General features: G+C 42.0%; 27 protein-coding genes, 4 tRNA genes and 1 pseudogene. 15 read left to right on the top strand and 17 right to left on the bottom strand.

Translation table 11 applies throughout. The features are described 5' to 3' along the window. Positions 1-37: 37 nt before the first annotated feature. The 6 genes from OFO01_RS02895 to OFO01_RS02870 all read right to left on the bottom strand — a co-directional run bounded on the left by OFO01_RS02895 (position 38) and on the right by OFO01_RS02870 (position 2,027). A tRNA-Arg gene (locus tag OFO01_RS02895) sits at positions 38-114 on the bottom strand. Positions 115-130: 16 nt separating this feature from the next. Beyond that, positions 131-207, bottom strand: a tRNA-Arg gene (locus OFO01_RS02890). A 5-nt stretch (positions 208-212) separates the two neighbouring features. After that, positions 213-289, bottom strand: a tRNA-His gene (locus tag OFO01_RS02885). A 5-nt stretch (positions 290-294) separates the two neighbouring features. Next, positions 295-371 (bottom strand) — tRNA-Pro (locus OFO01_RS02880). 173 nt (positions 372-544) lie between these two features. Continuing rightward, a complete protein-coding gene (locus OFO01_RS02875) occupies positions 545-1,333 on the bottom strand; it encodes a hypothetical protein (RefSeq protein ID WP_270858672.1) in 789 nt (262 codons plus the stop codon). A 61-nt stretch (positions 1,334-1,394) separates the two neighbouring features. Beyond that, positions 1,395-2,027: a non-canonical purine NTP pyrophosphatase gene (locus OFO01_RS02870; RefSeq protein WP_270858671.1), complete on the bottom strand. Its 633-nt coding sequence runs from the start codon at positions 2,025-2,027 to the stop codon at positions 1,395-1,397. A 90-nt stretch (positions 2,028-2,117) separates the two neighbouring features. On the opposite strand from OFO01_RS02870, the gene OFO01_RS02865 reads away from it, so the two are divergent. Next, complete coding sequence (locus OFO01_RS02865; RefSeq protein WP_270858670.1) at positions 2,118-3,431, top strand: MFS transporter; 1,314 nt, start codon at positions 2,118-2,120, stop codon at positions 3,429-3,431. Further along, on the top strand, positions 3,421-4,620 hold the full coding sequence (locus OFO01_RS02860) for a molybdopterin molybdotransferase MoeA (RefSeq protein ID WP_270858669.1): 1,200 nt from the start codon (positions 3,421-3,423) through the stop codon (positions 4,618-4,620). Before OFO01_RS02865 ends, OFO01_RS02860 begins: the two co-directional genes overlap by 11 nt. A 94-nt stretch (positions 4,621-4,714) precedes the next feature. On the opposite strand, the gene OFO01_RS02855 is transcribed toward OFO01_RS02860, so the two are convergent. From OFO01_RS02855 to OFO01_RS02840, 4 genes are read right to left on the bottom strand one after another with little or no spacing between them, the layout of a single operon-like run. Next, entirely contained in the window at positions 4,715-5,032 is a 318-nt protein-coding gene (locus OFO01_RS02855; protein WP_270858668.1) for a hypothetical protein, read from the bottom strand. Then, the gene (locus OFO01_RS02850; protein WP_270858667.1) at positions 5,032-5,199 is read right to left on the bottom strand and encodes a hypothetical protein; all 168 of its coding nucleotides are present in this window, start codon (positions 5,197-5,199) and stop codon (positions 5,032-5,034) included. Before OFO01_RS02850 ends, OFO01_RS02855 begins: the two co-directional genes overlap by 1 nt. Then, the gene (locus tag OFO01_RS02845) at positions 5,186-7,273 is read right to left on the bottom strand and encodes a mechanosensitive ion channel family protein (protein WP_270858666.1); all 2,088 of its coding nucleotides are present in this window, start codon (positions 7,271-7,273) and stop codon (positions 5,186-5,188) included. Before OFO01_RS02845 ends, OFO01_RS02850 begins: the two co-directional genes overlap by 14 nt. Continuing rightward, positions 7,242-7,871: a carbonic anhydrase gene (locus OFO01_RS02840; protein WP_270858748.1), complete on the bottom strand. Its 630-nt coding sequence runs from the start codon at positions 7,869-7,871 to the stop codon at positions 7,242-7,244. The genes OFO01_RS02845 and OFO01_RS02840 overlap by 32 nt, the downstream gene beginning before the upstream one ends. A 165-nt stretch (positions 7,872-8,036) precedes the next feature. On the opposite strand from OFO01_RS02840, the gene OFO01_RS02835 reads away from it, so the two are divergent. The 8 genes and pseudogenes from OFO01_RS02835 (at position 8,037) to OFO01_RS02800 (ending at position 13,363) form a co-directional block, all read left to right on the top strand. Next, positions 8,037-8,738: a Bax inhibitor-1/YccA family protein gene (locus tag OFO01_RS02835; RefSeq protein WP_270858665.1), complete on the top strand. Its 702-nt coding sequence runs from the start codon at positions 8,037-8,039 to the stop codon at positions 8,736-8,738. Between the two features lie 90 nt (positions 8,739-8,828). Further along, a pseudogene (secG, locus tag OFO01_RS02830) lies at positions 8,829-9,149 on the top strand (preprotein translocase subunit SecG); the annotation flags it as partial. A gap of 359 nt (positions 9,150-9,508) precedes the next feature. Further along, complete coding sequence (gene frr, locus OFO01_RS02825; RefSeq protein ID WP_270858664.1) at positions 9,509-10,066, top strand: ribosome recycling factor; 558 nt, start codon at positions 9,509-9,511, stop codon at positions 10,064-10,066. A 2-nt stretch (positions 10,067-10,068) separates the two neighbouring features. Then, positions 10,069-10,677 (top strand): orotate phosphoribosyltransferase, encoded by a 609-nt coding sequence (gene pyrE, locus OFO01_RS02820; protein ID WP_270858663.1) that lies wholly within the window; start codon positions 10,069-10,071, stop codon positions 10,675-10,677. Positions 10,678-10,716: 39 nt separating this feature from the next. Continuing rightward, the gene (locus tag OFO01_RS02815) at positions 10,717-11,142 is read left to right on the top strand and encodes an RDD family protein (protein WP_270858662.1); all 426 of its coding nucleotides are present in this window, start codon (positions 10,717-10,719) and stop codon (positions 11,140-11,142) included. Beyond that, a complete protein-coding gene (locus OFO01_RS02810) occupies positions 11,135-11,695 on the top strand; it encodes a ribonuclease HII (protein WP_270858661.1) in 561 nt (186 codons plus the stop codon). Before OFO01_RS02815 ends, OFO01_RS02810 begins: the two co-directional genes overlap by 8 nt. Before the next feature lie 72 nt (positions 11,696-11,767). Further along, complete coding sequence (locus OFO01_RS02805; RefSeq protein WP_270858660.1) at positions 11,768-12,397, top strand: DUF4197 family protein; 630 nt, start codon at positions 11,768-11,770, stop codon at positions 12,395-12,397. Positions 12,398-12,400: 3 nt separating this feature from the next. After that, positions 12,401-13,363, top strand: a complete 963-nt coding sequence (locus OFO01_RS02800; protein ID WP_270858659.1) for a DMT family transporter — start codon at positions 12,401-12,403, stop codon at positions 13,361-13,363. Here the strand turns inward: OFO01_RS02800 and OFO01_RS02795 are convergent. Genes OFO01_RS02795 through OFO01_RS02785 form a run of 3 tightly spaced genes read right to left on the bottom strand, consistent with a single transcriptional unit; the run spans position 13,307 to position 15,760 of the window. After that, entirely contained in the window at positions 13,307-14,110 is an 804-nt protein-coding gene (locus OFO01_RS02795) for a metal ABC transporter permease (RefSeq protein WP_270858658.1), read from the bottom strand. The two genes, OFO01_RS02800 and OFO01_RS02795, sit on opposite strands and share 57 nt — an antisense overlap. After that, positions 14,103-14,867 carry a metal ABC transporter ATP-binding protein gene (locus tag OFO01_RS02790; RefSeq protein WP_270858657.1) on the bottom strand — a complete coding sequence of 255 codons (765 nt, stop codon included), beginning with the start codon at positions 14,865-14,867 and terminating at the stop codon, positions 14,103-14,105. The genes OFO01_RS02795 and OFO01_RS02790 overlap by 8 nt, the downstream gene beginning before the upstream one ends. Further along, positions 14,864-15,760, bottom strand: coding sequence for a metal ABC transporter solute-binding protein, Zn/Mn family (locus OFO01_RS02785; protein ID WP_270858656.1), 897 nt, complete (start codon positions 15,758-15,760; stop codon positions 14,864-14,866). Before OFO01_RS02785 ends, OFO01_RS02790 begins: the two co-directional genes overlap by 4 nt. 77 nt (positions 15,761-15,837) lie before the next feature. Here OFO01_RS02785 and OFO01_RS02780 point away from each other — a divergent pair, with 77 nt between their 5' ends. From OFO01_RS02780 to OFO01_RS02770, 3 genes are read left to right on the top strand one after another with little or no spacing between them, the layout of a single operon-like run. After that, positions 15,838-16,569, top strand: a complete 732-nt coding sequence (locus OFO01_RS02780; RefSeq protein ID WP_270858655.1) for a class I SAM-dependent methyltransferase — start codon at positions 15,838-15,840, stop codon at positions 16,567-16,569. Continuing rightward, positions 16,532-17,371, top strand: a complete 840-nt coding sequence (locus tag OFO01_RS02775) for a cytochrome-c peroxidase (RefSeq protein WP_270858654.1) — start codon at positions 16,532-16,534, stop codon at positions 17,369-17,371. The genes OFO01_RS02780 and OFO01_RS02775 overlap by 38 nt, the downstream gene beginning before the upstream one ends. A gap of 9 nt (positions 17,372-17,380) precedes the next feature. Beyond that, complete coding sequence (locus OFO01_RS02770) at positions 17,381-19,888, top strand: sensor domain-containing phosphodiesterase (RefSeq protein ID WP_270858653.1); 2,508 nt, start codon at positions 17,381-17,383, stop codon at positions 19,886-19,888. Positions 19,889-20,213: 325 nt separating this feature from the next. Here the strand turns inward: OFO01_RS02770 and OFO01_RS02765 are convergent, their stop codons facing one another. Then, positions 20,214-21,188 carry a DUF475 domain-containing protein gene (locus tag OFO01_RS02765; RefSeq protein WP_270858652.1) on the bottom strand — a complete coding sequence of 325 codons (975 nt, stop codon included), beginning with the start codon at positions 21,186-21,188 and terminating at the stop codon, positions 20,214-20,216. Positions 21,189-21,271: 83 nt separating this feature from the next. On the opposite strand from OFO01_RS02765, the gene OFO01_RS02760 reads away from it, so the two are divergent. Together OFO01_RS02760 and OFO01_RS02755 are read left to right on the top strand one after the other, a co-directional pair. Further along, a complete protein-coding gene (locus OFO01_RS02760; protein WP_270858651.1) occupies positions 21,272-22,612 on the top strand; it encodes a Na+/H+ antiporter family protein in 1,341 nt (446 codons plus the stop codon). Between the two features lie 218 nt (positions 22,613-22,830). Beyond that, the gene (locus OFO01_RS02755; RefSeq protein ID WP_270858747.1) at positions 22,831-23,802 is read left to right on the top strand and encodes an alpha/beta hydrolase; all 972 of its coding nucleotides are present in this window, start codon (positions 22,831-22,833) and stop codon (positions 23,800-23,802) included. Positions 23,803-23,840: 38 nt separating this feature from the next. Here OFO01_RS02755 and OFO01_RS02750 read toward each other — a convergent pair whose 3' ends face one another. The 3 genes from OFO01_RS02750 to ruvC are packed head-to-tail and all read right to left on the bottom strand — an operon-like array spanning position 23,841 to position 25,602. Continuing rightward, complete coding sequence (locus OFO01_RS02750) at positions 23,841-24,368, bottom strand: cysteine hydrolase family protein (RefSeq protein WP_270858650.1); 528 nt, start codon at positions 24,366-24,368, stop codon at positions 23,841-23,843. Beyond that, the gene (locus OFO01_RS02745; RefSeq protein ID WP_270858649.1) at positions 24,365-25,126 is read right to left on the bottom strand and encodes a nitrilase-related carbon-nitrogen hydrolase; all 762 of its coding nucleotides are present in this window, start codon (positions 25,124-25,126) and stop codon (positions 24,365-24,367) included. The genes OFO01_RS02750 and OFO01_RS02745 overlap by 4 nt, the downstream gene beginning before the upstream one ends. After that, positions 25,123-25,602, bottom strand: coding sequence for a crossover junction endodeoxyribonuclease RuvC (ruvC, locus tag OFO01_RS02740; RefSeq protein WP_270858648.1), 480 nt, complete (start codon positions 25,600-25,602; stop codon positions 25,123-25,125). The genes OFO01_RS02745 and ruvC overlap by 4 nt, the downstream gene beginning before the upstream one ends. Positions 25,603-25,614: the final 12 nt, after the last annotated feature.

Below are 25,614 nucleotides of genomic sequence, written 5' to 3'. Positions count from 1 at the left end.
GCGCATTATAGCCAAAAGCTCTTAATGCCAGCTTAAATGGTACGCCCATCAGGATTCGAACCTGAGGCCTACGGCTTAGAAGGCCGTTGCTCTATCCAGCTGAGCTATGAGCGCATAAAAAACAAATCAGTGGTACGCCCGAAAGGAGTCGAACCTTCAACCTACAGATCCGAAGTCTGTTGCTCTATCCAATTGAGCTACGAGCGCGAAAGTGGGGTGAATTGTGGGAATCGAACCCACGACCCTCAGGACCACAATCTGATGCTCTAACCAACTGAGCTAAACTCACCACAATGGTCGGAGCGAAAGGATTCGAACCTTCGACCCTCTGGTCCCAAACCAGATGCGCTACCAGACTGCGCTACGCTCCGATAAATGATGTGGATTGAAAAAGGAAACTTGATTATATATAATTTTTAAAATTTTGTCAATGAAATTTAGCTTAAAAATTTAAAATTTAGAAAGAATTTTATTTATGGCGAATTTATGGATAATTTTACGAGCGATACAATCAAAAATATAAATATGTAGTTCCTTTGCTTGGTTAAATAGCTAAAAAAGTCTTTTTAACTGAATTCAAATCAATATGCTTCTTGTCAAAAAAATATTTTTGTAAATCTAAATAATCTTGGTGTTTAATAATATAAATCATGTGAAATTTGCCATTATATGGACGCATATCGACTGTGGCTAATCTCCACAAAAGACTACCGGGATATTCTGGACGATAAAATTTAAAAGCTGGAAATAGCGAAAAATGTTTTAATTTCCCGCCTAAGATTAAATAAAAAAACAATTTAAATAAAAAATTTAGAAAAATCCAAAGTGCATAATATGCAATCATTATTAAAATAGGCAATATTGATTTTAGACCAATCGACACCAAAACAATTGGAAAAAAAATAGTTAAATGAAAGTATATTCCATGAGAATACGGGAGATTGAAATTTCTCTCAATTGGTTCCAAATCTATCAATTTTTTAACTCTTTTAACTTCGCCATTTACGATAAATTCTATTGTTTTATTTGTAAATTTAGTTTCGCATTTATTTTTGATAATGTAATAATAAAAAGCCCAAATAATATGCAAAATTACAAAACCCAAAAGAGAATAGTATAAGGTTTTGATTATTTCTTTTTTGTGCATATCGTCGCCATAATAATCAATATAAATAATTGATAAGGTAACAAACGCCCCAATAAAACAGAATAAGTCTAAATTTTTAAGAAAAAATTCATAAGGATTTTTGATGATAATCGGCTCTTTGTCGTAATCTCTTTGATTTGAATTTTTATTTCTAACATTTTTATTCCAATTTTCAAAGTTTTCCAAATTTAATCCTTTTATAAAATCTCGGTCAGTATCGCGATACTGAAATTTTAAATTTTATAAATCAGATGTTTTTAAAAGAATTTATCAAAATTTTCATTAGCGCAAGTCCTCGACAGCGGTGCGAAATTTCACCCTTAATGCGCGCTGGAAGCTCGCCTATGGTTTTGCCCAAATCGCCCTCTCCAAGCTCTTCGTAGCGACGCGGAATAAACATAAAATCATACCCAAACCCATTTTCCCCGCGCTCTTCGCAAATCACTTCGCCGTGCATAAATCCGTGCGTGCAGTATTCGCCAAAGTGCGATTTCAGCGCGATTGCAGCCACATAGTGTGCGCCCGAGCTACGCACGCCACGCGCGATTAGCTCGCTGGCTAGTTTCGCGCGGTTGCTAGCGTCCGTCGCGCCCTCGCCACTAAATCTGGCCGAATAAATCCCAGGCGCGCCACCTAAAATATCCACGCAAATCCCGCTATCATCGCTCATCACGAGATATTCGCGGTGCAGATTTCGCGCTAGTAGCCTCTCATAGACCGCGCGCACCTTTATCAGCGCATTTTCTTTGAAACTCTTGCCGTCTTCGATGATTTCAAAAGGCTCCAAAACCTCGCCAAGCCCGTAAATTTCGTCGTTTTTGAAAAATTCTCTAATTTCATTAAGCTTATCTTTGTTGCCAGTGGCTACTAAAATTTTCATATCAAATCCTTGCGTAAAAACGCTTATTTTATCCAAATTTGACAAAATTTTAGCTACAATCACGGACAAAAATAATCTTTAAGGCTTTCGATGTTAAATACTATTTTGCCACTTAGTTTTATCGCAGCGACCCGCTTTTTTGGGCTTTTTATCCTGCTTCCGGTGCTTAGCTACTACGCTTTGGAGCTTCGCGGTGCTGATGAAAAACTAGTCGGCGTTTTAATCGGCGTGTATGCGATCATGCAAATGCTCTTGCAGACCCCATTTGGCGCGCTTAGCGATAAAATCGGGCGCAAAAACACTATCGCAATCGGACTTGTGATTTTTATCGCAGGATCTGTGATTTGCGCGTTTGCTAGCGACATTTACACTATGATTTTGGGACGATTTGTGCAGGGTTGTGGGGCTATCGGAGCCGTGGCTACGGCGCTGATTAGCGATTTTACCGCGGAAGAAAACAGAGGCAAGGCAATGGCGATAATGGGCGCGATGATAGGCTGTGCCTTTGGCGCGGCGATGATTTTAAGCCCGGTTTTGAGCGCGAAATTTGGGCTGGCAAGCCTTTTTTGGCTAAGTGTCATTTTGACGATTTTTTGCCTGATTTTGCTATTTTCTCTCGTGCCAGCTGAACCCAAAATTCGCTCCAAAATGCCCAAAAAATCCTCACTCGCGCTTTTGCGAGATAAAAATTTATCCTTGCTAAATTTAAGCAATTTTTTCCAAAAAGCCTTTATGACGACCGCATTTTTCCTAATCCCCATAATGCTTCACTCTAAATTTGGCTTCGCGCAAGACGAATTTATCAAAGTTTATGGCATAGCTATGATTTTTGGATTTTTGGCTATGGGTGCAAGTGGCGCAATAGGCGAAAAACGCGGACTTTCAAAGCAAATTTTACTTCTTGGAATTTTATTTTTTATTGTTTCGTATTTGATTTTTGCCTTTGCAAACAACCCTTATTTTTTTATTTTTGGCGTGATTATATTTTTCGCCGGATTTAACGCGCACGAGCCCATTATGCAGAGCCTTGCGTCGAAATTCGCCAAAACCGCAAACCGCGGCGAAGCACTTGGAATTTTCACTTCGTTTGGGTTTTTTGGCAGTTTTATCGGGGGCGTGTGTGGCGGAGTGGCGTATGGCTGGGTCGGTATTTTGGGTATCGGGCTAGTCGTGGCAGTGCTTGGGGCGGTGTGGTTTGCGATGATTTTAGCCCTGCCAGATCCAAAAATTTTTAAAAATTTATATTTTGATAAAGCACTAAATTTCGATTTTAACGCCATTAGCGGGCAGGCTGGGATTGTCGAAATTTACGAAAACGGCGAGAATTTCGTCGTCAAATACAATTCAAAAATCATAAGCACAGAAGAGATTAAAAATTTGTTAGGAGCCACCGATGCAGTTTGAGAGTTTGCAAAGCGCAGTTGCGAGGTTTAAAACCAGCGTCGCGCCAGAGAAAAAGAGCGAAATTTTGCCCCTAAACGAGGCTTTGGGGAGAATTTTAGCCCATGAAATTCGCGCGCCATTTGCCAAGCCAGAGCGCCCTACCGCCTCCATGGACGGATACGCGCTAAATAGCGCAAATTTGGCGTGCGGGGCGAGATTTAAGGTCATCTCGCAAACTCCTGCTGGAAGCATGCCAAATACTGCGCCGAATTTTGGCGAGTGTGTCAAAACCTTCACAGGAGCGATTATGGCGGAGGGCGCAAATACTCTCGTGCCTGTGGAAAATGTCAGTGTCTGCGGCGATGAAATCATAATCGACAATCCTGTCCCTGCTGGCTTTGCCGTGCGAAAAATCGGCGAGAGCTACGAAAATGGCGAGGTTTTATTAAGCGCAAACTCACGGCTAAATTTTGCAAGCATTGCGCTTTTGGCTGAGCTAGGCATGGCTAGCGTGGCAGTGTTTGCGCGCCCAAAAGTCGCTATAATCGCCACTGGAAGCGAAATCAAACGCCCGGGCGAGGCATTAGAAAACGAGGCGCAAATTTATAGCTCAAATAACTTCGCGCTTTTAAATTTGGCGCGTGCAATGGGGTTTGAAGTGGTGAGCGAGCAAATCATCAGCGACGATAAAGACGCCCTAAAAAGCGCGCTCTTTGGCGCACTCTCGCGCGCTGATATCGTAATTACAAGTGGCGGAGTGAGCATGGGGGATTATGATTTTATGAAGGCTTTGGTGAGGGAGAATTTCGAAATCCTAGTCGATAAAGTCGCCATAAAACCGGGGCGCCATGTCAAAATCGCCAAATTTGGCGAGAAATTTATCTTCGCGCTGCCTGGATTTCCGCTTTCTAGCATTGTGACTGGGTTTTTGTTTTTGCGCGCGTTTTTGAGCGCGAAATTTGGGCTTGATGACGGGTGTGAGAGTAGCGCGATTTTGAGCAACGATTATGCGAAAAAATCGCCGTTTTTGGAGTTTGCTCTTGGCGATATCAGCGTCCAAAATGGGCAAATTTTTATCTCTACTGCGGGTAAAAAGCAAGGATCTAGTGCGATTTTGAATAATTTTGGCCCAAATTCTGCCCTGCTAATCGCAGAGCAAAATTTAAGCGCAAATTCTGTGGTGAAAATTTTGCAAATCCCAAGGTGGTGAAACTATTAAAAATTCTAAAATTCAAAGAAAGATAAATTTAAAGAATTTGAGCGCAAATAGCGATTAAAGCGCTCAAATTCTTATTTTTTCAAATTTACAAATCCGCTAGTTTGCAACTAGAAGTTATCGCAAATTTGGTCAAAAATGCCTTATTCTCGCGATCGATCCTGCGAAGCTCGTCGATTTGAGCTGGGTCGTATTCGTGCGAAAAATCCATATCTTCTAGCGGAAATAGCGCCTTTTCAAGCTCTTTGCTCAAAGCCTTTATGCGCGCGCCGTCCTTGCAAGCTTCGAGCGATTTATGCAAATCTTGCATGATTTGTTCTGCCCTTTGGGGCGAAACCTTCATCGGCGTAAATTCCGTGCCAAAAACGCAGGCGCAAAACGCGCAAATTAAAGCGATTTTTCTCATTAGTAATCATCTCCGTCGATGTTGTTGTAGTTTAGCCCCTCGCCATCATCGTAGCTATAATCGTCCTCGTCGTAAGCGTAGTTATAGCCCTCTTCGCCCTCGATTATATCCTCATCGTAATCGTCTAAATCCTCGTATTCTTCGAAGTCTTCGTCAAACTCTCTCATCATCTCCTCCTTCACTAAATTTCGGGTTATCATAATCAAATTTTGGTAATTTTTCAACATACAAACTTTGTGACGGGAAGGCAAATTCTAGCCCGTTGTTCTCGACAATCTGCATGATTTTAAACAAAATATCTTCTTTAATCTGCAAATAATCATCTCTCATAACGGTTTTTGTGAAACAATACACCAAGATATTAACAGAACTATCGCCGAAGCTATCTAGCACCACATTCATCGTGCTTTTATAGCCCGCTAAATCGTCGATCGAGACCATGTTTTGGCGCGAGCGCATACGAAAATCGCGCGAATTTGTCGCACTATCGCCAGATTGAGCGATTCGCGGGTGCGCTTTTAGCATTTCTTTGATATCTTCGATACATTTTCTAAGCTGCTCTGAGCTAGCAGAGTATGTCACGCCCACGATGATATTGATATGGCGGCCGACCTTGCGGCGGTTCCAGTTTTTGATATTTTGCGCCATAATGTTTGCATTTGGCACGAAAACAAGGGCATTATCAAAGGTTCTAATCGTGGTTTTTCTAAACCCAGTCTCCACGACCGTGCCCTCTATGTCGCCCACTACGACATGATCGCCTTGGGAGAAGGAATTATCAAACAAAAGCATGATTGATTGGAAAAAATTTGCGATAATATCCTTGGTCGCAAACGCAATCGCCAAACCTCCGATTCCAAGCGAGGCTAGTATCGCGCTGACATCGAAACCTAGCCGTTTTAGGATAAGCAAAAGCGCGATTATGACGACGATGATATATAAAATTTTGATAACCAAATTTATAACATCTTTTCTAACGCCCTTTTTAGCGATATTTCCTAGCACGATTATGCCGTATCCGTCGATGATTTCGATGATGACCCACGCCCACAAAATGACATAGATTATCGATAAAATGCTAGCGAACCTTATCGGCACAGGGGCTGGATAGAAAAATATCACTAGCGAAATATCTATCGAATACGCTATCAAAAGCACGCCAAGCGGGCGTTTTATCGTGGCTACGACCTGCTCTTTTATGGTTTCTTTATCAATGGCTGTGGAGCGATTGATGATTTTAAAGACGAAATAAATCAAATTCGCTAGCACCCTGCGAAGCGAGTAGAAAAAGAGCATTATCACGCTAATTAGCACGATTTTGCCGAAATTTATGCGTCTATCTTTGATAGGGGAAATTTCATTTATGCTATCAATTGCAGATTTGAAATTTAGGCTAGTAAAAATCACGCTGGACGCGAGCAAATCGGCATTTGAGTGCAGATAGGATAAAATTTCCTCGTAAGTTGCTTTATCATTTTTAAGCTCGCTAAATTTAGCCACGAAATTTTCGGTATCTTCTTGCGATTTTATGGCTTCTTTTAGCTTGGAAGTTTTATCTAGTGAATACTCCGAAATCCTGCTAAGCGCGTCCTCTAAGCTCATTTTTAGCTCATCTTTGCTCGCACCATTTACAAAAAGATTATCAAGTTTTAAAATTTCTTGATAAAAAATATCCCCAAGCGCCATTCTATCGGCACTAACCGCTGCGCTTACATATTCGATAGAATTTTGCTTTTTCGCAAATTTCGCCAGCGTATCCTCGATATTTTTCTTAATCTCAGCGTATTTTAAAAGCCCTTCCCTGCTTAGCGTATTATTCGTAATCGCCATAGGAACGCTCTCTAAAAGCCTTGCTTTGTTTTCTTTGAGAGTTTTTAGCGAGCTATCTGTGGCGTTGGCTTCGCCTTTTGGCGAGATAGCAAGGATTTTTTTGTTTATCTCTTTGATCTCATTTACCACACGGTAAAAGGAATTTGCGCCGTTTGTTTCGTTTGCATTAAGTTCGTTTTGTGCGACCTTATTTACGATGATATCATAGACTTCGCTTTTGTTCGCATCGCCCCCTGAAACCTCGCTCAAAAACTCCTCGACTTCCTTTTTTTTCTCTTCTAAATTTGGCGTAGGAACTGCGCTTTGGCTCGAATTTTGCTCGGTTAGGTTTGCTTCGCTTTTATTCGCTTCTGCGTAGATAAAATTTAGGCAAAGCGCACTAATCAAAAAGCTGATGAGAAATTTTTTCATAGTCATAATCCTTGTTTAATAGCGCAAAATGGTCATTGTGCGGGTCGTAGTTGAAAATTTCGCCCGTTTCGATGATATAGTGCCAGCCAAAAATTTTAATCTCACCTGCCTTGTAACCCTCTTTGACATTTGGGTAGCTTAGCAGATTTCGTATCGAATTTACGATATTTAGGCGTTCGGCTAGCCACTCTCTTTTAGCTTTATCGTTGGCGCAGTGCTTTGAAATTTGATCTTTTACCCCAGACATCAAATTTATCCATTTTTTCACATTTGGGGTTTTTTGTAGTTTTGCCTCGTCATAAAACAGCGCCGCGCAACCGCCACAATTGCTGTGTCCGCAAACGATGATTTGTTTGATCCCTAAGGCATACAGCGCGTATTCGATAGCCGCTGTGGTAGCGACGAAATCATCACTAACGCGATATGGCGGGACGATATTTGCGATATTTCGCACCACAAACATCTCTCCCGGTTTTGTCGAAGTTATGAGCCCTGGCACCACGCGCGAATCCGAACACCCGATAAAAAGCGTGTGTGGGGTCTGCGTGTTTGCCAAAGAGCTAAAAAGCTCAGCGTGCTCGGCGTAGTTTTCTTCCATAAATTTAATTGCGCCATTGATTAGTTGTTCAGCCAAAATTCTCTCCTTTTTAAAAAACGGCTGATTATATATTGCTTTTTTAAATAGAAAAAATTTTAGCTATTTATTATATATTTGGTAAAATTTTGCTAAACTCCCTACCCAAAATTAAAAAAAGGAGAGAAAATGAGTCTTTACGATAGAAATCATCTTACTAGCGAATACGATGCGAGCTACGATGCGCCATTAGAGCAAGGCAGAGTTAGCAAACTCATCAAAGAAACTTATGCTCTTTTAACAGCTTCTATGGTCGCAGCCACCGCTGGTGCGTATGTAGCGATGAGCACAGGCGTAGCAATGGGGCTAAATCCGTTGCTAAGTTTTATTTTGTTGGTTGGTTTGATTTTTGCAATGCAATTTGCCGTCAATCGCGGAGCTAACAGCCTTGCATTGGTTTTGCTTTTTGCCTTTACATTTATCACAGGTCTTACACTTGGTAAGGTTTTATCGCTTTATATCGGTGCTGGTATGGGTGGCGTGGTAACGCAAGCATTCGTGGCTACTGCGGTTACATTTGGCGCACTTACTGTGTATGCGATGAACTCGAAAGTCAATGTCGATAGCTGGGGCAAACCGCTATTTATCTCGCTAATCGCAGTGATTATCATCGGATTTTTGAACTACTTTTTCTTCAAAAGTTCGCTTGTGAGCCTAGGAATTTCTGGTTTTAGTGCGCTTTTGTTTTCGTTTTATATCATTTATGATACCAAAAATATTATCAACGGCGTCTATACTTCGCCAATCATGGCAGCTGTGGGTATGTATCTAAATATATACAACCTTTTTATGTCACTTCTAAATATCCTTGGCTTTGCAAACAGGGATTAAAATTTAGGGCGCAAATTTGGCGCCCTTAACTTAAAATTTATATTTTTTTCATTATAATGCCAAATTCAATTTTTTTCAAAGGTTAATATTGTGACTACTTTATTTTTGGTTTTACAAGTAATTTTTGCTATCGTAATAACAATCGCCGTGTTGTTACAAAAAAGCTCATCTATCGGTCTTGGCGCATATAGCGGAAGCAACGAAAGCCTATTTGGCGCAAAGGGACCTGCTGGATTTTTGGCTAAATTTACAGCGTTTATGGGAATTTTATTTGTGGCAAACACTCTTGCTTTGGCATATTTTTATCAACAAGACGCAAAATCATCAGTAATCGACCGCGTCAAAGTAGAACAAAAACAAAGCGAAGCACCGAAAAACGCCGTTCCAGCCGTGCCAAGCGCACCAAAGGCAAATAGCTTAAATATAAAACCTTCGTTTGATAACGCCGCTAATGCTTTGCAAAGTGGAGCAGAAAAAATTTCAGAAGCAGTTGAAAACAACGCTAGCGCGGCAGTAGAAGCTGTAAAACAAAGCATAGAGGGCGTAGAAAACAATATCTCACAAGCTAGCGAAAAAATCGAACAAAAAGCTAGCGAGCTTGGCGCAGCAATCGAGGGCAACGCCACAGAGGTTCTCAAAACTCTAAGCAATCAAAACCAATCAAAATAATTCTAAATTTTTGCATTTAAAAATGTCAAATTTCGCATTTTTAAATGCAACTCTTATTTTTTTTACGCTACAATTCACAAATTTTTCTTAAAAGGATTTTAATGTTAGACTCTATTTATAAAGACCAGAAATCGCACTGCGATAAAGCTATTGAAGCCCTCAAAAAGGACTTTGGGACACTTCGCACCGGCAAGGTAAATATAAATATCCTAGACCACATCACAGTTGATTACTACGGAAGCCAAACTCCACTCAATCAAGTCGCTACCGTTTTGGCGACAGACGCTGTTACGATCACAATCACGCCTTGGGAAAAACCAATGCTAAAAACGATTGAAAGCGCGATTGCAGCGGCAAATATCGGCGTAAATCCGAACAACGACGGCGAGGCTGTGAAGCTGTTTTTCCCACCGATGACGGTAGAACAAAGACAAGAAAACGCCAAAAAAGCCAAAGCAATGGGCGAAAAGGCAAAAATCAGCATTAGAAATATCAGAAAAGACGCAAACGACGAGGTTAAAAAACTAGAAAAAGACAAAGCTATTAGCGAAGATGACGCTAAAAAAGGCTACGATGAAGTGCAAAAAATCACCGATAACTACTCAGCCAAAATCGATGAAACCGTAAAAGCCAAAGAGGCAGAGTTATTGAAGGTTTGATAATGGAAATCGAAAAAATTTACAAAGAAAACGGCGCGTATTTACACGGGCATTTTTTGCTCAGTAGCGGAAACCACTCCGAATACTACCTCCAAAGCGCGAAAGTTTTAGAAAACCCTGCCCTAGCTGGGGAGTTAGCAAGCCAGCTAGCGGGCGTCATAAAAAATGCTGGCATTAGCTATGATAGCGTCTGCTCGCCAGCACTTGGCGGAATTTTGGCTGGTTACGAGCTAGCCAAGCAAGCTGGCAAACGCTTTATTTTCACTGAGCGCGTTGAAAAGGTTATGAGCCTAAGACGCGGTTTTGAAGTCAAAAAGGGCGAAAAATTTGTAATCTGCGAAGATATCATCACCACAGGCGGCTCTGCCTTAGAGAGTGCGAAAATCATCGAGAGCCTTGGTGGCGAAGTTGTAGCTTTTGCAGCCCTTGCAAACCGCGGATTTTGCGCAGTGGCAAATTTAGGCAACTCGCGCCATGAAAGCTGCAAACTCCCATTTGATAAACCACTTTTTACGCTTGGAAATTTCAGCTTTGAAATTTACGAGCCAAATTCCTGCCCGCTTTGCAAAAACGGAAGCATGGCAATCAAACCCGGTTCGCGCGGAAACTAAATTTCGCGCGAAATGCAAATTTTATTCAAGGAAATTTAAGTGGCAAAGCAAAAAGCGGTAATTGCGCCAGTGTTTTTACGCGTAAAGGCCTTTATCGTTGATATGTTTTTCATCGCAATGCCACTTTTTTATATCACGACCTACCTTGTTTTGGGCTCGAAAGAGGCTTTTCAAAGTAACCAAATCGCAATCGCGCTAATCTGGCTAGCTTACGGGGCAATCTGCGCGGTTTTTTACGCCAAATCAGCCCAAAGCCCTGGCTATAAATTTTCAAATATCTACCTTATCGATCTTCGCTCGGGGCGCAAAATTTCATTTTTTCGCGCGTTTTTGCGCTTTTTGTGCTTTATTTTGGCGGGATTTAGCATGATTGGGCTATTAATCTGCTTTTTTCGCAAAGACAGGCTCTGTCTGCACGATATCCTAACCCACACAGCAGCTGTGAGGAAAAGCGACAATGGCTGAGATTTGCGGTATCGACGAGGCTGGGCGAGGCTGTATCGCAGGGCCTTTGTGCGTGGCAGGCTGTGTTTTGCATGCCCAAATTTCAGGGCTAAATGACAGCAAAAAACTAAGCGAAAAAAAACGCGAAGAACTATTTGAAAAAATCATAAAAAACTCAAATTTTAAAATAGTCGAATTTTCTAGTGCTGATGTCGATGAAATGGGGCTTAGCGCGTGTTTAAAAAGCGCGCTTGAAGAAATTGTGGCGCACTTTGGGGAGCAAAATTTCGACATTATTTTTGACGGAAATTCCAAATTTGGCGCAAGTGGATTTCGCACTATGGTAAGAGCCGATGCTAAAATCGCAGAGGTAAGCGCAGCCTCGATTTTAGCGAAGGTTACGCGCGATCGCAAAATGAGAGAAATCGCAAAAGCTTGCCCACAATACGGCTTCGCAAAAAACAAAGGATACGGCGCAAAAGCCCATATCGAGGCGATTAAAAAATTTGGCTACACAGAATTTCACCGCAAATCATACCGCCTCAAAGCCTTAGAGCCGACACTTTTTGATTAAAATTTTAAATCGTATTGAATAAACATTAAATTTTTTGCCATAAAATAGCGAAATTTTTTATGGGGGCAAATTTTGCTTAAAAAAATTATTTTGATTTTCGCGCCATTTTTTTTAATGGCTAGTTGGGAAGAAGTCGCTGTAAAGGGACTGGATGTGATGATAAGCGCCAATGTCGGCGACAGCGAAAATTTCAAACGCTCTCTTTCTTCGCTTATCGAGCGCGCCGCGAGAGAATACGCCAAATCAGGCATAACGCAATACGAGCTGGATTTACCGAATTTCATCGCCAAAAAAACGAGCCCAAATTCCCCTGCTGCGCGCACTATGCGTCGCTCACTAACCCAAAGCCTAACCCCTGCAATCCCAAATTTAAAGCAAATTTTACAAACCAAAATCTCAGCTATGGACGAAAACTCCACGCAGGCCATAATGCGTGGCGAGCTAAGCCTAGCGCATTATATGAGGGTTAATGCCTTTAATGAAATTTACGCCGCCCTGCGCCCAAATATCGAAAACCTTGCCAGCGACACAAGCTTTGCCAAAAGCTACAAAAACGCCACAGGAAGCGAAATCGGCGATGATTTTGCGAACGAATTTACAAGCGAGTTTTTAAACGACGCATTTGATAAACTAGTCGCCCACGAGCACGAATTTCGCAACAGCACGGACGCGATTTTTAATATCTTAAAAACTATTCGCTAGCTTATGCGCTCTAAATTTAACCAGCCAAATTCAACCCTTATTTGGGAGCTTGCCCTAATTTGCGTCGCACTGATTTGGGGTAGCACCTTTATCCCCGTCCAGCGTGCCACTGCAAACGCTGATATTTTTAGCTTTTTGTTTTGGAGATTTTTGCTCGCTAGCGTTTTTATGTATCTTGCGAGCCTGAAATTTAAGCCTAAATTCGACACAAAAACCATATTTTTCGGCATTTTTTGCGGGCTAATGCTCTTTTTTGACTTTACCTGCCAGACCTTTGCCCTGCGCTACACTCTATCATCATCGGTAGCCTTTATTTTGGGGCTTAATGTCATTATGGTGCCATTTATGATGTATGCGTTTTTTCGCAAAAAAGTTGGTATTTTCGCATTTTTAGGCGCAGGAGTGGCGCTTTTGGGGCTGTTTTTTCTAAGTGGGGCTAGCAAGGTTGGCTTTAACCTTGGCGAGCAACTCACGCTGATTTCTGCCTTTATGTATGCCCTACACATCGTATTTACCGGCGTTTGCACTAGGAGGTGCAACCTGCACGGCTTTGTGGTGATGCAGTTTGTTTGCGTGAGTGTTTGCACGCTTTTTGCCGCGATTTCCACACCGCACGAAAATTTCGCAAATTCCATAAATTTAATCGGAAATTTGACATTTTCCTTCAAATTTGACTTCATTTTCGCCCTGATTTTAACCTCGATTTTCGCCACTGTTTTTGCGTTTTTTATCCAAACACTAGCCCAAGAAAAGGGCGTCAGCGAGATCAAAACGGTGCTTATTTTCACACTCGAACCCCTTGGCGCTGGCGTGCTGGGATACATTTTTGGCGAAAAGTTAAGCCCGCTTCAAATCACGGGCGCAGGTTTGATACTAGGCGGAATTTTACTAAGCGAGCTTGGCGGGATTTTAAGCGCGAAATTTCGCAATAAGCGCAGTGGCGAAAAAACAGACCGAAGCGATTAAAATTATCGCCGCACCGCTTGTGAGATTGTAAAAATAGCTTAGCGCTAGCCCACTAAGGCAAAAAATCGCAGAAATTATCACAGCACTTATCATCATAATGCCTAAATTTTTTGAAATTTTTTCCGCGATAAATGGCGGGATCGTCATCAGCGAAATGACTAGTATCAGCCCCACAATCTGGATTGCGCTCACAATCGCAAAGCTCGCCATTATCACCAAAACATAATAAAACACGCTCGTATTTACCCCACGAAGCGTGGCAAACTCCCTATCGAAGCTAATCGCCAAAAACTGCCTATAAAAGCAGATTATAATCAGCACAAAAACAGCATCGCAAATGAGAGTGAAATTCAAGGTCGCGCTATCAATAGCCAAAATCGAGCCAAACAAAAAGCTCATCAAATCGCTTTTATAACCCGGCGCAAGGTCTGCAAAAATAATCCCCAGAGCCATACCAAAAGCCCAAATTGCGCCAATTATGGCGTCAAATCGTTCGTTATTTCTAGCCGTGATATAGGCGATTATCAAAGCTAGCACAAGCGAAAACACGCTCGCGCCCAAAAGTGGCGAAAATCCAAAATATATCGCCATACCGACCCCGCCATACGCCCCGTGCGCGATTCCACCGGCGATGAAGCTCATTTTATTTATGACGATCAATGAGCCTATCACGCCACAAATCACGCTTACTAAAAGTGCGCCTATTAGGGCATTTCGCATAAATTCCAAAGCCAAAATTTCACTCATGCTCGTCCCCGCAGTGGCAGTCATTTAGCGCAAGCTCGACCGAGCAAAAATGCCCATGCTCCTCGCGCAGGTGTTTTAAAAACTTCGCCCTCCCACTCGGATGCACGCTGTGCATGTGAAGCGAACCACCACTGACATAAACAGCGCGGTTTGCGTAATTTAACGCCAAATTTAGATCATGGCTAATCATAATAATGCCCGTGCCCTCTGAATTTAGGCTTTTTAGCAGTTCATAAATCTGCACCTGCCCCATAGTATCGATACTAGCCAAAGGTTCGTCCAAAAGCAAAATTTTCGCATTTGCGCACAGAGCGCGCGCGATATAGACCCGCTGTCTCTGCCCCCCACTTAGCTCGCTGATTTTTGCCTCGCCAAGATCTCTCATACCCACTCGCTCCAAGGCTTCAAGGGCTTTTAGGCGATCTTTTTTGGTGTAAAATCCAAAAATTTTTTTATCTATTAGCCCCATTAAAACCACATCAGCCACGCTGATTGGAAAGCTTTTGTTAATAGCGATGAATTGGGGCACATAGCCGATTTGCTTCCTAGCAGCAACCGGGGATTTGCCAAGCACCTCGATTTTGCCACTATCTGGCCTTAAAAGTCCCAAAATCAGGCGCAAAAGCGTGCTTTTACCACTACCATTAGGGCCAAAAATTGATAAAAAATCGTTGATTTCATACTCTAAATTTATCGAATTTAAAATTTGGCGCTTTTCGTAAGAAAACGAAAGGTTGCTAAGCTTTACGGCGCTCATTTTTGCGCCCCCGCAGCCGAGATTTCATCTATTAATTTTTTAAACTCACTTTGCCACTCATAGCTTAAAAAATCGATTTGTGTGAGCTTTGCGCCTGTTTGGGTGGCTAGGATTTGCGCTGCCTTGCTTGCAAACTGCGGGCTAGTGAAGATCACGCCGATTTTTTCATCATTTGCTAGCTTTATCAAATCCGCCAAATCAGCCGGTTTTGGCTCGCCCCCACCTTGCTCGACTGCGATTTGAGTGAGATTATACCTGCGCGCGAAATACCCAAGTGTGGGGTGATAAATGATAAATTTCGCCCCAGACAAATTTGATAAATTTTGCAAAGCGTAAGCGTGAAGCTCGTCTAATTCGGCTTCAAATTTAGCCAAATTTTGCTCGTATTTGGCGCAGTTTGCGCCGTTTAGTTCGCATAAATTTTTAGCGATATTTTGCGAAATTTGTTTTACCAAAATCGGATCTAGCCAAATGTGCGGATCGGCTCCGTCGTGGGCGTGTTCGGCGTGAGTATCATGCTCGGCGCGATCGTGTTTTTCGCCCTCTTCGCCTAAATTTTCGAAATTTACCTTCTCAATCCCTGCGCTTAAATCATAAAATTTCACCCCACTAGCGTTTGCGCTAAACCTTTTTAACCACACCTCATCAAACTCCGTGCCTATCCCAAAATACGCCACGCTCTTTGCGATATCACGCATTGTGGCGGGTTTGGGCTCGTATGTGTGAGGATCGGCGCCCTTATCCACGACGCTTTTTATCACAAAATCATCATCTGCGATTTTTTGCGCGAAATATCTCACAGGCTCGATTGTTACGCTAATTTGCGCCAAATCTTGGGCGAAATTTGCGCTAAATAAAAATGGGATTATTAAAAATTTGGGCAAAATTTTCATAAATTCTCCTTGTAAAACTGACGATTATATCATTTATAATAGAAATTTTGGTATTATTGCGAGAATTTGAGGTCGTTATGGAAAATATCTGGGACAAAAAAGCCGAAACTTACGCTAAATTCGATACAAATTTAAATGAATTTGGACAAAATTTATTTAAATTTATCGAAGATGAGGGCATAAATTTTGCAAACAAAAGCGTCATCGACATAGGCGCAGGAACCGGCGTGTATTCGCTATATATCGCTACTTTGGGCGCTAAGCTTTACGCTCTTGATAGCGCGAAGGCAATGCTTGGCGAGCTTAAAAACAGCGCGCAAAAATACGGCATTAAAGTCGAGCAAATCATAAATGATGATTTTGCGAATTTTACCCAGAAAAATGAGCTTAAATTTGACATTGCGTTTTTGAGTATGAGCCCTGCACTGCGCAGCGAGCAGGACTTTGATATGTTTTTAAACCTAGCAAAACGCAAAATTTATGTAAATTGGGCGAGCGAGCGAAATTCCTCGATGTTAGCGCCGATTTTCGCGCATTTTGGGATAAAAAAATCTAGTCTAAATTTAACCACGCAAAATTTCGAGTTAAATTTAAAAAACAAAAATATCCCTTACAAATCGCGCGAGATTAGCGAAAGGCGCATACAAAGGCGAAATTTAAGCCAAGCGGTGCAAAATGCGCTGTGGCATTTGGGGGTAAATGGTGCAAATATCAGCGAAAAGACGCTAGAAAATCTTTTGGAAAAACAGGTAAAAAATGGGATTATCACAGATGAAATCAACGCTACTTTCAAAGCTTTTATTATTTAGTATTGTCCCTATTTTAGGCATTTGCGATGATATTTTCACGCCGCTAAAAATGCCAAATTTCAGCCCCGAAAAAGCTAGCCTTGGCATGAAGCTCTACCGCGACACTAAATTTAGCGAGCAAGAGCGCTCTTGCGATAGCTGCCACAATCTATACCTAAACTCATCGGGTGCTAGCGTGCGAAATGGCGAAATCCCCACAATCCTAAACGCTTATTATATCGAGCGATACTCGGGCGGAAACTTTTTCCCTAGCCTAAATGAGCGCATTAAAACCTCGGTTTTAAGCCCCAAAGAGTTAGCCTCATCAAAAGAGAAAATCGAGCTAATAATCACCCAAAATATAGCCTACAAACGCGAATTTAAAAAGCTCTATGGCAAGGCAAATTTCGAAAATTTCGTCGATGCCCTAGGCGAGTATCTGAAATCAAAAACCACGATAAATTCTAAATTTGACCGCGTTTTGCGCGATGAGGAAAAATTCAGCGAAAGCGAATTTAAGGGCTATTTGCTCTTTATCGAGCTGTGTTCGTATTGCCACAATGGCGCGAATTTAGGCACCAACTCATACGCCAAAGTGCCTAATAAAAACCTAAATTTCAACCCAAACACAAGGATTGCAAACTATCGAAGCCACACTTACAAAAGAGTGCCGACCCTGCGCAATATCACCAAAACAGCCCCTTACATAAACGGCGAGTATTCGCTAGCGCGCTCGATTAAATTTTTGTTCCGCGATGTGTTTGATTACAGCTTAGACGATGATGATTTGCAAAATTTGCTGGATTTTTTGGCGACATTATAAGGAGTTATGATGAAAAAATTATTTTCAAATTTTAACCAAATTAGTAAAGACACCATAAACTGGATAATCATGAGTATTATCATGATAATAAGCCTTAGCTTCGCGCTAAGTTACTTTATTTCGCTAAAAAATGTCTCAGACTACAACACCATAACACGCCAAATGACGATGATTTATGATGCGAATACTAGGCTAAATACGCTCTTTGCCTCTGATAAACCTAGCCGCGATTTTAGCTCGATTAACGAAAATATGAAAGTCGTGTATAACACCCTAGATACGCTGGGGCAAAATCCGCTGATTTTGGATAATTCATTTAGCAATGATGTCGAGTATCTAAAAACAGCCTTTGCTGAAAAAATCAAACTCATCGACGAGCTAGGCGCGCTAAATTCGCAAAATAGCGTCATCTTGCACGCCATAGAGCAAAAATACATCAACCCAAACTCGCGCTACGAAGTGGTAAATATTTTCTCGCAAATCACGCAGCTAAACTACAATAACTACACCGAAATTTACGCCATAAAAGAAAAAATCAAATACATAACTCCGCAAAATTTAACCGAGCAAAATTTCTTGAAAAACGCAAATTTGGTGCTTGATAATCTCACTAAGCTAAATTTGATTATCACCCGAAATGAAAGCGCAATCAACGGCAAATTCAAGGATTTAAGGGAAAAATTTGCGAATTTCAACGCCGAATTTTACAACTCGTTTTCCGAAATGACTATGGTTTTTACCGCGATATTTTTGACATTTTTGCTCATCACTTACATGGTAAATTCAGACGCAATCAGCAAAAAACAAAAACTCCGCCCATACAAAGCCCTAGTCGATAGGGACGAAAACGCCGTGTTTTTGCTAAATCATAAATTTCAAATCACCTACGCTAACAAACAAGCAACCGAAATGTTTGGCTACAAACTAGACGAGCTAAAAGGCAAGGATATCGGCATAATCGCAGCTAGCGAGGACCATGCCAAATTCGAAAAAAAACTTAAAGAAGAAAGCGATAAGATTGGATATTTCACGCAGCAGCTGCGTTTGCTAGATAAAAATGGCACGCCGATTAACTCCAAAATAAAGCTCTCAAAATTAGACGAAAAGTCCAAATACCCGCACTATGGCGTTTTTATCAAAGATATGCGCCCAAATGAGGCTATGCAAGCTAGCCTAGCAGCAGCAGAACAAACCCTGCTCGAACAAGGCTATGTCGATAAAATGACAAATTTCGGTAGCGAACTAGCCCTAAACGAAAGGATAATCAAACCAGAGATAGAAGGCTATATCATCTACCTAACAATCGCAAATTTTGATAATCTTAGACTATTTTATTCTAGCGATATTACTAGCCAAATCATAAAGGTATTTGCAAGGTCGCTTGATTTGTTTTTGGCCACAGAAAAAATCCCAGCCCAGCCATTTCGTATGCAAGGCGATGAATTTTGCCTATTTTATCCCGTTCATAAAGCTAGCAAAGAAAATATCGATAATAGAATTATTGTCGCAAATCATGTGCGCAAAATCATCGCAAAATTTACAAACCAACAGACCAAAATCGCAACCAAAGCCGGCGACATAAGCGTAACGATAAATGTCGTGGCTGGCGTAAGTAGCAATAAAGACAATAATCGCGCTACAAGGGTATTTCAAGCGGTCATGGCGATGTATGAAGCACAGCAAAAAAACGAGAATTTGGAGTATTACCGCCCAAACAACCCAATCGAGCTAAAATACACCCAAAACCAGCTTATGATAAATACAATCCAGCAAGCAATCAAAACAAACCATGTCTTCGTGCTAGTCCAGCCGATTTTCGATATCTCAAAATCAGATCCAAACGGCAGAGAATACGGCACGCAAAGGACAAATTTCGTCCCTCTTGTCTATGAAATTTTAATCCGTCTAATCGATGATTCTGGCAGGGTTAGGCACCCGGGCGAGTTTATGGATGTCGCAAAGCAGGCCTCACTTTACACTTCGCTGACAAAAATCGTAATCGAGGAGGCATTTAGGCTAATCGAAAATTTCCCAAATTCGAAATTTAGTATAAATTTGTCGTTTTTCGATATCGCAAACAACGAAATTCGCGCACTTTTGGAAGAAAGATTAGCAAAGGCAAAAAACGCGAAAAATCTCTTTATCGAAATTTTAGAGAGCGAGGAATTCGACGATTACGATAGCCTGCGAAAGTTTATCGCCACAGCCAAAAGCCGCGGCTGCAAGATAGCTATCGACGACTTTGGCTCGGGGTATTCGAACTACTACCGAGTTTTAACGCTGGATGTGGATTTCATCAAAATCGATGGCGCACTCATCAAAGATATCGTAGCAGATGAGAGCTCGCGCGCGATCGTGGAGACTATCACAGCCTTTGCGAAAAACAGAAATTACGAAATCATCGCAGAATATGTCGAAAATCACCAAATTTCGACGATTTTGGAGAGCATGGGTATAAAATACATGCAAGGATTTTTTTACAGCAAACCAATGGAACCATCAAAAATCGCCGTGTAAATGGCGATTTTATCGTGGTTGTAAGCTAAATTTGCTTAATTTGTCATTGCGAGGAGCAAAGCGACGAAGCAATCCAGAGAAATTTAAATTCAAAATTCTACTTAAATTTAGCATTGAATGATTTTGTGAATTTAACCTGCGCTGTGCTTTTTTCGTAAGGGGGAAGGGGGCTTGAATTGCGAGGTCGCGCCCCTTCCCCCTTACAATCCCCCAACCCCCGACGACGCTTTACAAGGTGGCTAAATTTAGAAAAACTTCGTTTTTCTAAATTTAGCTGGTTTTATTTTAACGGAAATGCTTCGCATTTCTCGCAATCGTGGCGAATTTACCCATTTTTTCTGTTATACAAAATCGAGCAAATGAAGGCTGAAAAAATAAAAATTATCCCCAGTGTGCCGGTTATCACCTCGCTGATTTCAAATTCGAGCTTGATAAACATAATCGCTGCAAGCGTGCCAATCGCATAATGCGCGCCGTGTTCTAAAAAAATAAACTTCGCCAGCGTGCCACGCTCGACCAAATATATCGTGAGTGAGCGCACAAACATCGCCCCAGCCCCAAGTCCTAGCATGATGATAAAGATATTGTTGCTTAGCGCAAACGCCCCAATCACGCCGTCAAAGCTAAAACTAGCGTCCAACATTTCGAGGTAAATAAAGCCGTTTAGGCCGTTTCTAACGCCATTACAACTGAAAATTTTATCAAACGACTTTATCAAAATAAACAAAATTATCGCGCTAAAATATGCGATAATCGCCGTTTTTGAGGGGATTAAAACAGCCAAAACTGCGCCTAAAATCACAGCGAGTAAAATTTCAAATTTTGGGAAATTTTTGAGCCTTCTTACCAAAGCATTTTCTTCTAAAACCCGTATCCAAGGCTCTCTGTCCTCATCGTCGAAGAAAAAGCTCAAAAACACCATCATCAAAAACGCCCCGCCAAAAATGTAAATGCCGTCTTTATTTTCTTCTAAAATTTCACTATACCGCGCAGGGTTGTTTAGCGCCAAATTTAGGCTCTCAAAAAGCCCCAAATGCGAAGCAGCGCTTACGATGATAATCGGAAATGCGAACCTCATACCAAAAACCGCCACAGGTATGCCCCACACGATAAACCTTTTGCGCCAAATCGCGTTCATATCCGCTAAGACCTTGGCATTTACCACGGCATTATCGAAGCTAAGGCTGATTTCTAAAATCGATAAAAGCGCGCAAATATACGCCCCAGCGAACCCGCCTAGCCAAAATCCTACCAAAACTGCTACAAAAAATATAAAAAATGATGAATAAAAATAACGCAAATTTTTCCTTTTTTTGAGCGATTTTAGCGTAAATTTGCCTTGAATTTAATATAATTTGCCCAAATTTCACACAAAGGCGAAAAATGTTAAGCAACCCAGTGTTTTTAAGCATACTTTTGATGAGTATTTTGTGTTTGCTTCGCTGTAATGTCATGCTAGCTATCCTAATCAGCGCGATTTGCGCGGTGCTGACTAGCCATATCCCGCTAATGGACGCCATAGGCTATTTCATCAACGGTAACCCACAAACTGGCAGTGTCGGCATGGGCGGAAACTTGGAAACTGCGCTATCGTATATCCTACTTGGCGTCATCGCAAGTGCCGTAGCTCGCACAAATTTAACGGCGATTTTGGTGCGAAGCGTGGCTGGATTTATCAGCGATAAAAAATTTATTTTCATCGCTATGATTGCCTTTATTTCGTGTTTGTCGCAAAATTTAATCCCTGTTCATATCGCATTTATCCCGATTCTAATCCCGCCACTTGTAAAGATTATGAACTCACTAAAACTCGACCGCCGCGCCATAGCCTGCGCGCTGACATTTGGTTTGCAAACCCCGTATATGGCGTTTCCTGTGGGCTTTGGTCTGATTTTTATGGGAATTATCCAAAAAGAGATGAGCAAAAACGGCATGGATGTAGGTATCAGCGATATCGCTGGGGTCATGTGGATGAGTGCCATACCTATGGTAATTGGCCTTGTTTTAGCCATGCTTTACTACCGCAAGCCACGAAGCTATACTCAAACCAAAGAGAGCATTGAGGCGCATTTTGAGGAATTTAAAATGCAAAAACGAGAATGGGGCGTGCTAGCTGGGATTATAGTGTGCTTCATCGCTCAACTTGTCCTTAGCATGGTAATCCAAATCGACGCTGGTTCAATGCCCTTTGCCGCTCTGGCTGGAATCCTTACAATGCTACTTTTAGGCGGTATTCCATGGGGCGAGTTAGATAGCATTTTCGACCAAGGCGTGCATATGCTAGGATACATCGCGTTTTTGATGCTTGTAGCTGGCGGATTTGGCACGATTATCAAAGAAACAGGCGGTGTGGGCGAGCTAGTAAGCGCAGTGGCTAGCCTAAGCGGTGGCAAAATCGGCGGTGCGGTGCTAATGATAGGCATAGGGCTTCTTGTAACAATGGGAATCGGATCTAGCTTTGGCACGATTCCAATTATCGCGACGATTTATTGTCCGCTAGCAGCTGAGCTTGGTTTTAGCGTGGCTGCGACGATTTTTATCATCGGTGTGGCAGCAGGTCTGGGGGACGCTGGAAGTCCAGCCAGCGATAGCACACTAGCCCCTACTGCTGGGCTAAACATCGACGGCGAGCATAACCATATCTGGGATACTTGCGTGCCGACATTTATATTTTTCAATATCCCGCTAATCATCTTTGGCGTAATTTTTGCGATAATTTTATAAATTTTTAGGGTTAAATTTCAAAATTTAACCCTAGATAAATTTTGAAATTTGCAGAATTAGGCAATAAATTTGGATAATCTTTCTAACTAAAATTTCTTAAATTTGCTAAAATTTTCTCACTAAATTTCAATCAAGGAGAAAATATGAAAAAAGTCCTAATTTCACTAGCTCTCGGAGCCATTTTAGCCACCACTGCAAGTGCCAAAGGCGAAGCGGATATGCCAAAAAATGTAGTGAGTGCGTGGGATAAAACCTTTGCAAAAAGCGACAAAGTAAATCACAAAAAAGTAGCCTTCAAAAACCGCTACGGAATTGTAATCGTTGCGGATTTATACACTCCAAAAAATATGAGTGGCAAACTCCCTGCAATCGCCATTTCTGGCCCTTATGGCGCAGTCAAAGAGCAATCTAGCGGACTTCACGCCCAAACCCTAGCCGAGCGAGGCTTCGTAACTTTGGCGTTTGATCCAAGTTTCACAGGCGAAAGCGGTGGCGATGTGCGCGACATTTCTAGCCCTGATATAAACACAGAAGATTTTAGCGCAGCCGTGGATTATCTGGGCGTGCAAGACTTCGTCGATAGAGAAAAAATCGGAATTTTAGGCATTTGTGGCTGGGCTGGATTTGCGCTAAATGCCGCTATCAGCGACACTCGCATAAAGGCCGTCGCAGTTACTACGATGTATGATATGACCCGTGTAACCGCCAAAGGATACAACGACAGCGTAGATGAAAATGCTAGGTATGAAGCCAAAAAAGCTCTAAATTTGCAACGCTGGGCGGACTTTGAAAAGGGCGAGGTAGAGTATTTGCCAAGCGGAAATATCGACCCTAAAACCATTACCGAGCAAACACCAAAATTTGTCGCTGACTACGCGCTGTATTATAAAACCGAGCGTGGTTACCACGAACGCGCTATCAACTCAAAAGAGCATTTTTGGAGCAAAACAGACGCATTAGCGCGTATGAGCGATAAAATTTTAACTTACGCTAGTGAGCTTCGCGCCCCTGTTTTACTAGCGCACGGTGAGATTGCGCACTCACGATATTTTAGCGAGGACGCATTTAAAGAACTTGGAAGCAAAAACAAAGAGCTTTTTATCGTGCCAGGGGCAAGCCACACGGATTTATACGATAAAAAAATTCCGTTTGATAAATTTGAAGAGTTTTTTAAAGCAAATTTGAAATAAATTTGGCAAATTTGGCGCGAATTTGCGCCAAATTTGACTTAAATCACCAAAATTCCAGCATTTCTCATTAAATCTAGCGCGCACTTTTCATAATACTCGCGCGAGTGGTTTGGCGCGTCGTATGTCGCCACACACTCGGTTGGCACGACAATGTCCTTATTAATGTCATTTTCGTTGAAATATGTGCGAAGTGCAAGGGCAAATTGCAAAACGCAAATATCCGTGCAGCACCCCGTAATCACAAATCTATCAAATTCGGCTAAAAGCCCCTTATCAAGGGCATAAAAGCCGTTTGTCGAGCGTTTTTTGGTAGTGTTTTGGGGGGTAGCAAATTCGGCAAGTTCATCGATTATTTCGGCCTCTGGCGAGCCCTCGATACAGTGCGCTGGGTAGCGTTTCATCTCCAAATCCCGCTCGCCGTGCGCGTCGCAGATGAAATGCACGCCTGCGCTTCTGCGGATTTGCGAAGCGATTGCGGGTGCGATTTTAGCGATGTTTGGATCTGCCATTGCGCCAAATTTCGCAAAACCATTTACCATATCGATTACAAAAACTAAATCCTTCATAAAATCTCCTTTAAAATCTCTTTTCGCTCATCTTTTAAAATATCCATTTGCGCCCGAACTAGCGAAATTTGGGCTAAATTAATACCGCAAATTTCACTTTCTTGCCCCACTCCAAGCTCGCACAAAATCTCTCCCTCAGGGCTAATCACGCACGAATGCCCGCCAGAGGCGCTATTTAGGGCTACTAAAAAACACTGCGCCTCAATTGCCCTAGCCCGCGCGAGAGTGCGGAAATGCTCTATGCGAGAGTGCGGAAACTGCGCGATGACAAAGATAATTTGCGCGCCATTTTTGGCAAGGTAGCGGAAAATTTCGCCAAATCGCAAATCATAGCAAATCGCAAGTCCGATTTTTATGGATTTTTCGCCCTGCGAAATTTCACAAAGCCCAAATTTATCGCCAGCGCGGACAAATTTATTTTCACCTGAATTTGAAAAAAGAAAAATTTTATCGTAATGATAAATTTCACGCCCATTTTGATACACCAAGGCGCGGTTGTAAATTTCGCCATTTTCGTTCAGTGCAAGCCCAGCAATTGCGACTTTTTGCGCTGAAATTTCGCGTAAAAAGTCGCGCGCTTTTTCGTTTTTTTCTGATGGAATTTCGCTAAAAATTTCAGGCGCAAATCCGCTTAAAAATGTCTCAGGAAGCACGATAATATCGCAATCCCTCGCCTGCGAAGCCAAATTTCGCGCATTGGATAAATTTTGCTTGAATTTTAAAATTTCGCTTTTAATCTGCGCTAGTGCAATTTTCACTTTTCTACTCCTCTCATAGCGTTTGCGTGAGTGAGCGCAACCGCGATAGCATCGGTTATATCGAGCGGTTTGATCTCGCCTTTGAGCCCTAGTATTCGCTTGACCATGAAGGCGACCTGCTCTTTTGCGGCCTTTGCCTTGCCGGTTACGGATTTTTTGATTTGAAGTGGTGTGTATTCTGCGAAGTTGCCATAAACTTGCAAAATTTTTAGCCCCAAAGCCCCGCGAAACTGCGCTAGTTTTAGCACGGATTGGGGATTGTAGGCGTAAAACATACTCTCGATTGCGACCTCGTCGATTTTGTGTTGCGAAAATATAAGATCAATCGCCTCCGCCATTTGCGTCATCTGAAACTGCACATTTTCAGCCTTCATTTTCACTAAACCTGCCTCGACGAGCGAAATTTTATTCACATTTTTTTCTAAAATCGCATAGCCTAAATTTCTAGTCCCCGGATCAATTCCTAAAATTTTCATCACAATCTTTCA

The organism is Campylobacter sp. JMF_01 NE2, assembly GCF_027737365.1.
Lineage (GTDB): Bacteria > Campylobacterota > Campylobacteria > Campylobacterales > Campylobacteraceae > Campylobacter_B.
Note: the sequence above shows the minus strand (reverse complement) of the source record. Positions and strands in the feature narration are given on the sequence as shown.

Coding starts and splice junctions, on each gene's coding strand:
- OFO01_RS02770 (WP_270858653.1), top strand. CDS start 17,381: ATGAAAAAATTATTTTCAAATTTTAACCAAATTAGTAAAGACACCATA.
- OFO01_RS02860 (WP_270858669.1), top strand. CDS start 3,421: ATGCAGTTTGAGAGTTTGCAAAGCGCAGTTGCGAGGTTTAAAACCAGC.
- OFO01_RS02865 (WP_270858670.1), top strand. CDS start 2,118: ATGTTAAATACTATTTTGCCACTTAGTTTTATCGCAGCGACCCGCTTT.
- OFO01_RS02835 (WP_270858665.1), top strand. CDS start 8,037: ATGAGTCTTTACGATAGAAATCATCTTACTAGCGAATACGATGCGAGC.
- OFO01_RS02845 (WP_270858666.1), bottom strand. CDS start 7,273: ATGAAAAAATTTCTCATCAGCTTTTTGATTAGTGCGCTTTGCCTAAAT.
- OFO01_RS02800 (WP_270858659.1), top strand. CDS start 12,401: ATGCGCTCTAAATTTAACCAGCCAAATTCAACCCTTATTTGGGAGCTT.
- OFO01_RS02870 (WP_270858671.1), bottom strand. CDS start 2,027: ATGAAAATTTTAGTAGCCACTGGCAACAAAGATAAGCTTAATGAAATT.
- OFO01_RS02790 (WP_270858657.1), bottom strand. CDS start 14,867: ATGAGCGCCGTAAAGCTTAGCAACCTTTCGTTTTCTTACGAAAAGCGC.
- OFO01_RS02855 (WP_270858668.1), bottom strand. CDS start 5,032: ATGAGAAAAATCGCTTTAATTTGCGCGTTTTGCGCCTGCGTTTTTGGC.
- OFO01_RS02850 (WP_270858667.1), bottom strand. CDS start 5,199: ATGAGAGAGTTTGACGAAGACTTCGAAGAATACGAGGATTTAGACGAT.
- ruvC (WP_270858648.1), bottom strand. CDS start 25,602: ATGAAAATTTTAGGAATTGATCCGGGGACTAGAAATTTAGGCTATGCG.
- pyrE (WP_270858663.1), top strand. CDS start 10,069: ATGGAAATCGAAAAAATTTACAAAGAAAACGGCGCGTATTTACACGGG.
- OFO01_RS02760 (WP_270858651.1), top strand. CDS start 21,272: ATGTTAAGCAACCCAGTGTTTTTAAGCATACTTTTGATGAGTATTTTG.
- OFO01_RS02840 (WP_270858748.1), bottom strand. CDS start 7,871: ATGGAAGAAAACTACGCCGAGCACGCTGAGCTTTTTAGCTCTTTGGCA.
- frr (WP_270858664.1), top strand. CDS start 9,509: ATGTTAGACTCTATTTATAAAGACCAGAAATCGCACTGCGATAAAGCT.
- OFO01_RS02795 (WP_270858658.1), bottom strand. CDS start 14,110: ATGAGTGAAATTTTGGCTTTGGAATTTATGCGAAATGCCCTAATAGGC.
- OFO01_RS02775 (WP_270858654.1), top strand. CDS start 16,532: ATGAAATCAACGCTACTTTCAAAGCTTTTATTATTTAGTATTGTCCCT.
- OFO01_RS02810 (WP_270858661.1), top strand. CDS start 11,135: ATGGCTGAGATTTGCGGTATCGACGAGGCTGGGCGAGGCTGTATCGCA.
- OFO01_RS02750 (WP_270858650.1), bottom strand. CDS start 24,368: ATGAAGGATTTAGTTTTTGTAATCGATATGGTAAATGGTTTTGCGAAA.
- OFO01_RS02785 (WP_270858656.1), bottom strand. CDS start 15,760: ATGAAAATTTTGCCCAAATTTTTAATAATCCCATTTTTATTTAGCGCA.
- OFO01_RS02780 (WP_270858655.1), top strand. CDS start 15,838: ATGGAAAATATCTGGGACAAAAAAGCCGAAACTTACGCTAAATTCGAT.
- OFO01_RS02755 (WP_270858747.1), top strand. CDS start 22,831: ATGCCAAAAAATGTAGTGAGTGCGTGGGATAAAACCTTTGCAAAAAGC.